Below are 10280 nucleotides of genomic sequence, written 5' to 3'. Positions count from 1 at the left end.
GCAGAACGCGCGCCTCGCATTGCAGGCGGCTAACCGCGGCTATGTGATGGACTCGGGTCTGGTCACGATGTCCGGCGACGCGAAGCAGATGCTGGACGATCCTAAGGTGCGCGCGGCTTATCTGGGCGAATAGCGTGTGCGCGCGTCCTGCGGGCCGCTATCTCGGCAAACTTGAAGAGGTAGGTGATTCATCGTCGAGTGTTGTACGAGCGACAGGCGGTAGGAACGACAAATCGGACATCCACCTCCTTAATCTGTGGGTCCGTGAAGGGGCTCCGGTGCAAATCGGAGGAGCTGATAGGTTAAGCTGGGGATTTGACGAGCGCGAGCAGGCTATGAGTAAGCTGACAGACATCGACAGGCTGTTCAACGGCCGTCACTTTGACCGCGAAGTCATCGTCCTGTGTGTGCGTTGGTACCTACGGTACAAGCTCAGCTTTCGAGACCTCGTTGAAATAATGGCCGAGCGCGGGCTGTCGCTCGCGCACACGACGATCATGCGCCGGGTCGAACGCTTCACGCCGGAGTTCCTCAAGCGCTGGGACCGGTTTGCAAAATCCGCCGGTCGTTCATGGAGAGTCGATGAGACTTATGTGGAAGTCCGTGGCAAATGGATCTATCTTTACCGTGCAGTTGACCGCGCGGGAAAGACGGTCGATTTCCGGCTCAGCGCCAGGCGCGATGTCGCAGCGGCCAAGGCTTTCTTCGCGAAAGCGATCAGGAGTCAAGGGCTCGCTCCGGCAGACAATCACACTGGACGGTCACGCTGCGTCTCACCGCGCGGTGCGAGAAATGAAGGTGGACCAGTTTCTGCCCGCGGACACGACGTTGCGATCGTCGAAGTATTTGAACAATTTGATCGAGCAGGATCATCGCAATATCAAGTCCAGGGTCAACACAATGCTCGGCTTCAAACGCTTCCGGGATGCGGCCATTACGCTATCGGGCGTCGAGTTGATACATCGCATTCGCAAAGGTCAGTTCAACCTCGCACGGTTGCGCCTCAAAGATACCACCGCGCCTTCTGTTTGGAAGGCAGTCCTTGCAGCACGATGATGCAATGGCCGATGCGCCGTTTTTTGCTCGCGCCCGAAATTTGCACCGCAGCCGAAATTAGCTCCAGCGTACTCGCTGAGAGGCGGGGGTGACCATCCCATTACAGCTTGCCGGGAAAGTAAGCAGCCCCCTCAGGGGCTTTTGAACTGGCCTCCTAGCGTCAGCGTAACGACCAATAGAAACAGCAAGACGAGTGGATACTGCATCTTCATCCACTCCCTGGAGCGAACGAATGAAATGATCACGCCCAGAATAACGACAAGCAGTATTGAGGCACCGATGAATCGCGTCGCTGGCAGGAGGAGAGACAGCGCGCCGATCAACTCAACGAGCGCGACGACGAGTCTCAGCCAGTTGGGATATCCCCATTTTTTAAACTCCGCGCGGATGACAGAAGGTCCAATCAGGTTTACGATTCCTGCTGAGAGGAAAGCACACGAGACAATAAAGATTACGTATTTCATGTTTCACAACTTTGCTTGTCCTGGCCGGCAACTCGACGCCTCGCGGTGCCGGCGGGGCTGTTGCACGAAGGGCCCAGCCGGCGTGTGGCCCAATGCCAGGCGCTGCTGGCTGCTCGGTGGGCCAGCGTCTACAAGTGCCAGTATTGTTTCAGCCCAAACACCATGTTGCTGAACGGGATGTTCAAGCCTTCGTACACCGCTTGTGCCTCTGGTGCGGCATTGTCGGAAAGCAGTTCAGCGGAGGCCGTCGAGTAGCCAACCGGGATGACGCCAGCCTGCACCATACGGGCGACGCCTAGGTCCACCTGAGTCTGCGTGAAGCTTCCCGAGGCATCGACAACTGCGTATGACGTATATCCGTCGCGCAGTGCAGCAGGGGCGGGGAGCGCCAGACATACGTCAGTCGAGACGCCGGTCACGATGATGTGTTTGCGGCCCGTCGCCTGAACTGCCAGCACGACTCGGGGCTCCTCCCACGCATTGACAGTGGTTCGCTCAATGACTTGACGAGTTGCCAGCACGGCAGCCAGTTCAGGGATCATGGGCCCCACATGCTTTCAGTGGTCGTTGTCAGCACGACAGGAACACCGAGCGCGAGTGCCGCCTTGGTAAGGCCGACAACGTCATGCTTCAACTCAAGCGTTGCGATGTCTCTCACGCCAGTGTAGAGACCTTCCTGATGGTCGACGTGCAACAAAACAGCGTTGTGCCTGGTGAGCCTTTCTACTGAGGCGAGCGGTCCAGTCATTTCATACTCCGTAAGTTGTCGGGAAAACTATTCTGACACCGCAACTTAGCCTGCGTCTGATTCGGTCGTCTAACGTATTGGATTCAAAGTCCAGAACGACGAACAAACGATGCGAACACGGCTCTCCGCCACAACCATCCTTAGCCCTTGGAGAAGGCCTGCTTGAGATCGAAGACGAGACCCGCAAATGGAATCCCCAACGCGGTATACACGGCTTGCGCTTCAGGCGCGGCGTTGTCGGCCAGCATCTCGACCGCGACATTGGAGTAGCCGACCGGTATCACGCCGGCCTGCTGCATGCGCAGCACACCCATATCGACCTGCGTCCGGCTGAAGCCACCCGATGCGTCGATCACCGCATAACTCGAGTAGCCCTCGGCGATTGCCGAGATAGCCGGGAACGCGAGACAGACGTCCGTGGAGATGCCGGTGATGATGAGCTTCTTGCGGCCGGTGGCCTTGATCGCATCGACCACACGGCGATCGTCCCAGGCGTTCACCGTGGTCCGTTCGATATGGCGGATGCCCGGAAGCGCTTCGGCCAGTTCGGGGATCATTGGCCCCCACATTTTTTCCGTGGTGGTGGTGACGATCACGGGCACCTTGAGCGCAAGCGCCGCCTTTGCGAGTCCGACAACATTGTGCTTGAGCTGCAGGGTATCGATGTCGCGCACGCCGGTGTACAGCCCCACCTGGTGATCAACGAGAAGAAGAACCGCGTTTTCGCGGGTCAGGCGTTCGAGGACGTGAGACGAGGTCGAGTTCATGATCTTGTTTCCGTTGGAAGGGTTGGTAGCGGCTACGGCTTGAGTTGCGCCAAAGAGGCTTGTGCCGGCGGCCAGCACGGTGGCTGCGACAGCGTTCGACTGGTTCAGGAATTGGCGGCGATCCATGGTGGGCTCCATGCCCGGCCACGCTGTCGGTCGATCAACGTCTCGGGCTTGGAAACACTTTACTCATGGGACAAACGGCTAACAATCCAGGGAAAATGGACTTATCATCCCATCCGTGAGACTTTGGTGAAAAAGGGGGGGGGCGATGCTCGATCTGAACGACATGTATTACTTCGTACAGGTGGTCGATCACAAAGGCATCACCGCGGCGTCTAACGCGCTTGATGTGCCGAAGTCGAGTTTGAGCCGGCGCATGCTCGCGCTCGAGGCGGCGCTCGATGCGAGGCTGATCCAGCGCACGTCGCGCCGCTTCGTCGTGACGGACGTTGGCGAGGCGTTCTACAAGCACGCGGTTGCGATGCTGGTTGAGGCGGAAGCTGCCGAGAGCGTTGTGCGCCAACGTACGGCAGAACCAACCGGGACGATACGCATGACGTGCTCGGTGGCGTTTGCGCAACTGGCGCTGGCCGAGTTGATCCCGCAGTTCATGGCGGAGTATCCGAGCGTGCATATCGTTCAGCACGCAACGAACCGGCATGTCGATCCGGTTCAAGAGGGTTTCGACTTGTGTCTTCGCGCGCATTCCACGCCGCTGCCGGACTCGACGCTGGTACAGCGCTATCTTGCGACGACGCCCTGGCATCTGTTTGCAGCACCGGCGTATTTAAAGCGCAAAGGCGTGCCCAGATCGCCGGCCGATCTGGCGGCCCACGACGCCGTCGCTCTCGGTGGAGGCCACGACACGCACGCGTGGCGCTTATGCAGTGCCAGGGATTCGGAAAAGGAGGAAGTGATTCCCTTCGAGCCGAAGCTGCTGAGCGACGACATGGCCACGCTGAAAGTCGCGGCCTGCCAGCGCGTCGGCATTGTTGCGTTGCCGGGCTATGTAGGGCAATCCGAAGTAAAAACCAGGCAGCTCGTACGTGTGCTGCCTCGGTGGACGGCGGGTGTGGCCAATATCAGCCTGCTGATGCCGTCGCGGAGGGGCCTGCTTCCCTCCGTGCGGGCGTTCGTCGATTTTCTTGTAGAGCGCGTTCCTATCGCTGTCCAGTGCTGAGATTCGCGCGCCTGCAGACAGGTTCGGAACGTCGCCTTGACCTCAGTGCGCGAGCGTTTTCCATCGCGGATCGAGCCGGGATGAAAGTCCTGCTTTGCGAACGATTTCGGGGGCAAGACGTTCCACGCTATCGAGAATGTCGCGAGTGTTGCTGCAACGCGTGAATTCGCCCTCGCGATAGCTGATTTCGCCGTTGACCATGACGTATTTCGCGTCCGTGCCTTTGCCCGCGCCGATAAACGCAGAAAGCGGACGCTGCAACGAGCCGATATGCTGTTTGCGCATATCGAAAACGGCGATGTCGGCGAGCTTGCCGGGCTCGAGCGATCCTAACTGTTCGGCGACGCCCAGTACTTGCGCACCGTTGATCGTGGCCATTTCCAGGCTGCGTTCGAAAGGCATGCGGGTGGGATCCAGATGACGCTGGTGCTGGAAAAGCACGCAGGCTTTCACCTGTTCGAGCATGTCGTTGGTGTAGTCGACCATTGCGCCGTCCGTGCCGAGGGCGGTACGGACACCTGCGCGCAATGCATTCGCGGCAGGGGCAATGCCGCCTCCGCGGATGGCTTCGCTCGTGGGCGTGTAGACGAGACCTGCACCGACAAGGGCCATCTGCTCGAGGTCGAGCTCCGTGCAATGGATGCCGTGGATCAGCATCCACTGTTCGTCGAGCACGCCGAGTTGCATCAGATAGCGCACGTCGGTTCGCCCGGTTTCGCGAAGGTGCTTGAGGAAGCCCTTTTCCGTCGAGAACGTCCCTGCGGCGATGTGGCTGCTAATTCTCACGCCAAGCTTGCGTGCCACTTCCGTACCACGCACGATCAGTTCTTCCGTGCTCATGCCGGATGAAGTCCAATGGGCGTTCGCCTCGATGACCATGCCCATGCGCACCAGGCCGTCGTGCTTGCCGTCCCAGTAACGGATGTCTTCTTCCACTGCCGCGAGCGATTCTTCCAGCGAGAGCGGGTGGCCGGCAAAGCGATCGTTCCTGCAGCGCAGTTCCTTGCCAAAAAACTGGCGGATGCCGATTTCGGCCTGCGGCTCGACAATCGCTCGCGCTGTTTTGGCATCCGTGACGGTGACCGAGTGATTGAAGGATGTGGTCGTGCCGGTGGCGAGCATTTCCAGCCCGCACTGATAGCTGCCGAGCCGCATGGCCTCGTCCGAAAGATTGGCGACGATTGGAAAGACAATGTCGGTGATCCAGTCTTCGAGCAGCAAGCCGTCGGCGATGCCCTTGAACATCGAATACCACGTATGCTGATGAAGATTGATCAGTCCGGGAATCACGAGGCAGCCGCGCGCGTCGATGATCTCGTCGAATCCCTCGGTTGGCGTGTCTTCATGCGAATAGACACCCGAAATATGCTTGCCGGTGACGGCAACCGCGCCGCGCTCGAAAATCTCGCGCTGTTTATTGACGGTTACCACATAGCCGTTCTTGATCAGAGTCTTCTTCATCGTCTCTCTTCCATCATCACTTAATCGATTCGGTGCGCCGGTGCACTGGCGCCCCTGGGTTTTGCCGCTGTCTATGACATCGATAAATCAGTCTTTCGGCGGCCAGGTCGGGACCGGTTCTTTGCCGGACGGGAAGCGGACGTTCTTTGAACGCACGAATTCCTTCAGGGTCTCCGTGGCGTTCTCCCGGCCAAAACCACTGCCTTTCACGCCGCCGAAAGGCGATCCGAGGAAGGCGCGACGCATATAGTTGTTCACGAAGATCATGCCTGCGTCCAGTTTCGGCGCCATTTTCCATGCACGGTTTTCGTCAGTCGTGCAGATCGCCGCCGTCAGACCGTAAGCCGTGCCGTTTGCAATCTCGATGGCCTCTTCCTCGGTCTTGAACCGCATCAGGCACGCTACCGGGCCAAAAATCTCCTCCTGCGCGACGGTCATGTTCGGCGTAATGTCGGCGAGCACCGTAGGCGGCACCCAGTATCCGTGCTTGTATTCATCGCTGGTGGGGAGCTTGCCTTGCGTGACCACGCGTGCCCCTTCGCGAATCGCGACGTCGATATAGCCCATCACGCGGTCGCGCTGTTTGGCGTCGACCATCGGTCCGATATCGGTCCTGGCGTCGAGACCGTTGCCGACCACGAGCTTTTCGGCGGCGCGCGCGAATTTCTCTTCGAATTCGGCGTAGCGCGATTCGTGAACCAGAATGCGCGCGGTGGAAGTGCACGCTTCACCCTGGTTATAGAACATGCCTTCAATGGCGACGTTGAGCGCAACTTCCATGTCGGCGTCCTCGAGGACGATCAGCGCGTTTTTGCCGCCAAGCTCCATGGTGGCATACGTGATGTTCTCGGCGGCGCTCTGCAATACGCGGCGGCCGGTTGCCGTTGCGCCGGTAAAGCTGATGCGCTCGACCTTCGGGTGCGATGCGAGTGCCGGACCTGCCTTGATGCCGGGAACCACATTCAGGACGCCTGGGGGCAGCACCTGATTGGCCAGTTCGACGAGACGCAGGACGGTAAGCGGTGCCTGCTCGCCGGGTTTGACGATCACTGTGTTGCCGGCGGCAAGCGCTGGCGCCGACTTCTTGGCAAAGTGAATGGGCGGCCAGTTGAACGGCAGAATCGCAGCAACGACGCCGTACGGTTCGAACAGCACACGCGCTTCAATCGGACCTTGATCCAGGATTTCACCGTGAAGCGTATCCGCCAGACCCGCAAAATAGTCGAAGCATGCGTGGCAGTACGAAACGTCGAAACGCAATGCATCGCGCTTGGGCTTGCCGACTTCGCGGGCTTCGAGTTCAGCGAGTTCATCCGCGTGATCGCGAATCTTGGCGGCAACCTGGCGCAGCAGCTGCGCACGCTCGCGCGGCGAACGGTTTCTCCAATCGGTCTCGTAAGCTTGCCGGGAATCGCGCACAACACGGTCTACGAGCCGTTCATCCGCAGAGACGACGTTGGCGAGCTGCGTGCCGGTAGCCGCTTCTTCAACCGTGAAGACAGACGGGTTCGCTTCGACTTCTACTGCCTTTCCACCGAGGATGGCGCTCCAGTACGGACGGCTCAGGTTGGATCTATCCAGAGATGCCAGGGCCATATCAAACAACTCCTTTACATTCGAATGCATGAAAATGCGTCGTTTTCGGCTAGCGCCGGTCTGACGGTTCCTTCGACGCGACGATATTGCGGTACACGACAGGGACGGATTCGGCCGCTTAGCGCGGATCGTGGACCCGTTGAGGCAAACTATACTGCAATCGATTGCAGAAATCAAGCGGTTTGCTTTGGGACCGTTTTGCAGCGATAAGATTGGGTGGATTTACGGCCGTTGTGTACGGTTCGTAGGAGTGAAACCGGCATGAAATAAGGGCTTAGCGGATCGAATCGTGCGGGTTCACCGGAGCGCGCAGGCACGACAGGGAAGTTCAGATGAATGATCAAATGGTGCTCTAGAGCGTCCTTGTCTGCCGTATATTTATACAATCGATTGCGCAAAATTTGTAGCGTCCAACTTATAATGCAGGCTTGGCCGTGGCACGAGGAACCTGCGTGGAGGTTGTGTGCCAACATCCACCAGCAAGCGGCCACATCGAGGTCGCGATGGCTCGAGGCCTTCTATAGGAAAAGCGAAGAGGTAGATCTGTCGTGAAAGCAAACACGTCTCAAGCAGGCAATACCCGGCGAACCGTGACGATGAAGCAGGTCGCGGAAAGGGCCGGGGTGCACGTCTCGACGGTTTCGCGCGCACTCAATCCTGAAACGCGCTCGATGGTGGTGCCCGAGGCGGTGGCCCGGGTCATGAAGGCGGCCGAAGAACTGGGCTACCGGCTCGATCCGGTTGCGGCCAGCCTTCGAACCGGTCGCTCCAAGCTGGTCGGCATTCTGGTACCGGACATCGCAACCAATGTTTTCACGCCCATTTTGACCGGTGCGACAGAGCGTCTGTCCGAGCACGGCTATTTCGTCATCGTCGCCTACGTCGGCAGCGACAGCAACAAGCAGTTGGATCTGGCCCAGGGATTGATCGCCCGGCGTGTGGATGGCCTCATCCTTGCAACGGCGAGCCGCGACGATCCGCTGGTGTCTTTCTGCATCGAGCGGGGCGTGCCGAGCGTGCTGGTCAATCGTGCGGAGAAGGACACCCGGCTATCCGGCGTGGTGTCGGATGACCTGCTCGGCGCACAGCTCGCGGTCGACCATCTGGTGGAATTGGGGCACAGACGCATCGCTCATCTTGGTGGGCCACGCGAACATTCCACCGGCTATTTGCGGCATCGCGGCTTTACCCACGCGCTGTCCGCGAACGATCTCGACGTGGCCGCGGCTCCCTGCGAATTTGCCGATAACTATACGCGTGAGGAAGGCGCGGCAGCGGCACGCCGGCTATTGAGCGCGCGGCCGGATATCACTGCGATCGTTGCAGCGAACGATCTGCTGGCCCTCGGCGCGTACGATGTCATCCGCGAATCGGGATTGAATTGTCCGCGAGACATTTCCGTCGTGGGGCATAACGACATGCCGCTGGTCGACATGGTCGAGCCGCCGCTGACCACTATCCGTATCAGCCACAAGGAGATGGGCCGTCAGGCTGCCGATCTCCTTCAGCAAGCCATTGAGACCCTCGATCATCCGGCCCGCAACGTGGTATTGCCGCCCAAGCTTATTGTGCGCGGTTCGACGGCTGCACCCCGCAAGGGTGCCGGGAAAAAGTCGGCGAAGGCAGTTGCCTCGAGCAAATCGGCGCAGATTTCGAGCGAGATTTGAGTTCCAAACGACATCTGGCGCGGAATCCCTATGGATTCCGCGCTAGTGAGTACTACGGTGGACGTTCAACTTTGCTGCGGGTTCTCGTCTCGCAGCAATTTATCAGAACCGCTGTTGCAGGCCGACCATCACGCCGAGCTGGTCCAGGCCGGCGCCGACAGTGCCACCGGCCGCAACCGGGTTTGCAGCCAGTGCGCTATTGAACATGTAGCCCACCGACGTGTACAACGTCGTGCGCTTGGATAGCAGGTAATTCGCGCGCGCCACCAGCAATGTCGAACTCGCGTCGTTCTTCCCCGCCGGTCCGCGTTGCAAATAACGCACGCCCTCTGCATCGACGGAAAAGGCGGGCGTGACAAAGTACGTTGCGCCCGCAAAGAAAATGTCGGTTTGCAGGTGGGTTGCGGCCGCCACGTTGTTTCTGATCCAGCCGGCACCGAACTTGGCTGGACCGAATATCACGTAGCCGTCGACGACATTGTGCGTATCCGTATAAGCGCTGTTGTTCAGCGGCGCAGAAGCGCCGGCGCCGCCGCGCATTACATCGTAGGACGCCGCCACGCCGAAGCTCGCCGAATCATAGGCAAGCATTGCGGTGTATTGTCGGCACGCGATGAAATTGCCCGCCACCTCGCCTCCGCAGTTGGTTGCCGCTGGACCGGCCGGGCCGGCGGCGTCGCGGCCGAAGCTGTATGTCGCACCAAGCGTGATGCCGCGGAATTTGCCGAGGTAGCCGATGGCGTTATCGCTGCGTGCATTCGGCAGATACGAGTCGAAGTTGTTCAGCGAATGAATTGACGCGCCGATCACGTCAGCGTTCGACAGCGCGTACATCGTCATGTTCATCTGCCGGCCGAGCGTGATCGAACCATAGTCGCTGCTCACGCCCACGTTCGCCTGACGACCGAAGAGACGCCCGCCATAGTTCAGCTGACCGGTGGCTGGCTGAAAGCCGTTTTCCAGCACGAAGAATGCCTTGTAGCCTCCACCGAGATCCTCGACACCCTTCAAGCCCCAGCGCGAGGGCAATTCGCCGGTTAGAAAGGGCATGCCGTATACCGACCCGCCGTGGCTCGTGGCGTGGTTGTAATACGATATGCCATTGTCGATAATTCCATACAGAGTGACGCTGCTTTGGGCGCGGGCGAGTCCTGATGCCGCGACGAGCAGCAGCGCGCTCCATTTCATTTTCATAACGATCTATCTCCAATCTTTATGGCGCAATATCTGGTTCTTTTGGTGTAAAGCATGGTGCGGGAAGAGTTGCTGCAAAATTGATGCTTAAATAGTCAATTCGGTATCCTTATCAAAGTAGAAGCGTATGGTCGATCTGGATTA

General features: G+C 59.1%; 9 protein-coding genes and 2 pseudogenes. 4 read left to right on the top strand and 7 right to left on the bottom strand.

Annotated features, from left to right (window positions below; all coding sequences use genetic code 11):
• Both ABQJ48_RS32610 and ABQJ48_RS32605 read left to right on the top strand, forming a co-directional pair.
• Window positions 1-133: pseudogene (locus tag ABQJ48_RS32610) on the top strand (ABC transporter ATP-binding protein); the annotation flags it as partial.
• Window positions 134-335: 202 nt separating this feature from the next.
• Window positions 336-1056, top strand: a pseudogene (locus tag ABQJ48_RS32605) (IS6 family transposase).
• Window positions 1057-1187: 131 nt separating this feature from the next.
• Here the strand turns inward: ABQJ48_RS32605 and ABQJ48_RS32600 are convergent.
• From ABQJ48_RS32600 to ABQJ48_RS32585, 4 genes are all read right to left on the bottom strand, one after another.
• On the bottom strand, window positions 1188-1520 hold the full coding sequence (locus tag ABQJ48_RS32600; protein ID WP_367842052.1) for a DoxX family protein: 333 nt from the start codon (window positions 1518-1520) through the stop codon (window positions 1188-1190).
• A 128-nt stretch (window positions 1521-1648) separates the two neighbouring features.
• A complete protein-coding gene (locus tag ABQJ48_RS32595; protein WP_367842051.1) occupies window positions 1649-2062 on the bottom strand; it encodes an isochorismatase family protein in 414 nt (137 codons plus the stop codon).
• Window positions 2059-2268, bottom strand: a complete 210-nt coding sequence (locus ABQJ48_RS32590; protein WP_367842050.1) for a cysteine hydrolase family protein — start codon at window positions 2266-2268, stop codon at window positions 2059-2061. Before ABQJ48_RS32590 ends, ABQJ48_RS32595 begins: the two co-directional genes overlap by 4 nt.
• Before the next feature lie 140 nt (window positions 2269-2408).
• Window positions 2409-3173: an isochorismatase family protein gene (locus ABQJ48_RS32585; RefSeq protein ID WP_367842049.1), complete on the bottom strand. Its 765-nt coding sequence runs from the start codon at window positions 3171-3173 to the stop codon at window positions 2409-2411.
• Between the two features lie 133 nt (window positions 3174-3306).
• Here ABQJ48_RS32585 and ABQJ48_RS32580 point away from each other — a divergent pair, with 133 nt between their 5' ends.
• Entirely contained in the window at window positions 3307-4218 is a 912-nt protein-coding gene (locus ABQJ48_RS32580) for a LysR substrate-binding domain-containing protein (protein WP_367842048.1), read from the top strand.
• A gap of 42 nt (window positions 4219-4260) precedes the next feature.
• On the opposite strand, the gene ABQJ48_RS32575 is transcribed toward ABQJ48_RS32580, so the two are convergent.
• Window positions 4261-5679: an amidohydrolase family protein gene (locus ABQJ48_RS32575; RefSeq protein ID WP_367842047.1), complete on the bottom strand. Its 1419-nt coding sequence runs from the start codon at window positions 5677-5679 to the stop codon at window positions 4261-4263.
• An 87-nt stretch (window positions 5680-5766) separates the two neighbouring features.
• Window positions 5767-7275 (bottom strand): aldehyde dehydrogenase family protein, encoded by a 1509-nt coding sequence (locus ABQJ48_RS32570; RefSeq protein ID WP_367842046.1) that lies wholly within the window; start codon window positions 7273-7275, stop codon window positions 5767-5769.
• A 596-nt stretch (window positions 7276-7871) separates the two neighbouring features.
• Here ABQJ48_RS32570 and ABQJ48_RS32565 point away from each other — a divergent pair.
• Window positions 7872-8942, top strand: coding sequence for a LacI family DNA-binding transcriptional regulator (locus ABQJ48_RS32565; protein ID WP_367842045.1), 1071 nt, complete (start codon window positions 7872-7874; stop codon window positions 8940-8942).
• 102 nt (window positions 8943-9044) lie between these two features.
• Here the strand turns inward: ABQJ48_RS32565 and ABQJ48_RS32560 are convergent, their stop codons facing one another.
• The gene (locus ABQJ48_RS32560) at window positions 9045-10136 is read right to left on the bottom strand and encodes a porin (protein ID WP_367842044.1); all 1092 of its coding nucleotides are present in this window, start codon (window positions 10134-10136) and stop codon (window positions 9045-9047) included.
• Window positions 10137-10280: the final 144 nt, after the last annotated feature.

Source organism: Paraburkholderia suaedae, assembly GCF_040812055.1.
Classification (GTDB): domain Bacteria; phylum Pseudomonadota; class Gammaproteobacteria; order Burkholderiales; family Burkholderiaceae; genus Paraburkholderia.
The sequence above is the reverse complement of the archived record's forward strand: the minus strand, read 5'-3'. Positions and strand labels throughout refer to the sequence as shown.

Excerpts from the sequence above, each read along its gene's own strand:
- ABQJ48_RS32580 (WP_367842048.1), top strand. The coding sequence starts at position 3,307 with ATGCTCGATCTGAACGACATGTATTACTTCGTACAGGTGGTCGATCAC.
- ABQJ48_RS32560 (WP_367842044.1), bottom strand. The coding sequence starts at position 10,136 with ATGAAAATGAAATGGAGCGCGCTGCTGCTCGTCGCGGCATCAGGACTC.
- ABQJ48_RS32585 (WP_367842049.1), bottom strand. The coding sequence starts at position 3,173 with ATGGAGCCCACCATGGATCGCCGCCAATTCCTGAACCAGTCGAACGCT.
- ABQJ48_RS32565 (WP_367842045.1), top strand. The coding sequence starts at position 7,872 with ATGAAGCAGGTCGCGGAAAGGGCCGGGGTGCACGTCTCGACGGTTTCG.
- ABQJ48_RS32600 (WP_367842052.1), bottom strand. The coding sequence starts at position 1,520 with ATGAAATACGTAATCTTTATTGTCTCGTGTGCTTTCCTCTCAGCAGGA.
- ABQJ48_RS32575 (WP_367842047.1), bottom strand. The coding sequence starts at position 5,679 with ATGAAGAAGACTCTGATCAAGAACGGCTATGTGGTAACCGTCAATAAA.
- ABQJ48_RS32590 (WP_367842050.1), bottom strand. The coding sequence starts at position 2,268 with ATGACTGGACCGCTCGCCTCAGTAGAAAGGCTCACCAGGCACAACGCT.
- ABQJ48_RS32595 (WP_367842051.1), bottom strand. The coding sequence starts at position 2,062 with ATGATCCCTGAACTGGCTGCCGTGCTGGCAACTCGTCAAGTCATTGAG.
- ABQJ48_RS32570 (WP_367842046.1), bottom strand. The coding sequence starts at position 7,275 with ATGGCCCTGGCATCTCTGGATAGATCCAACCTGAGCCGTCCGTACTGG.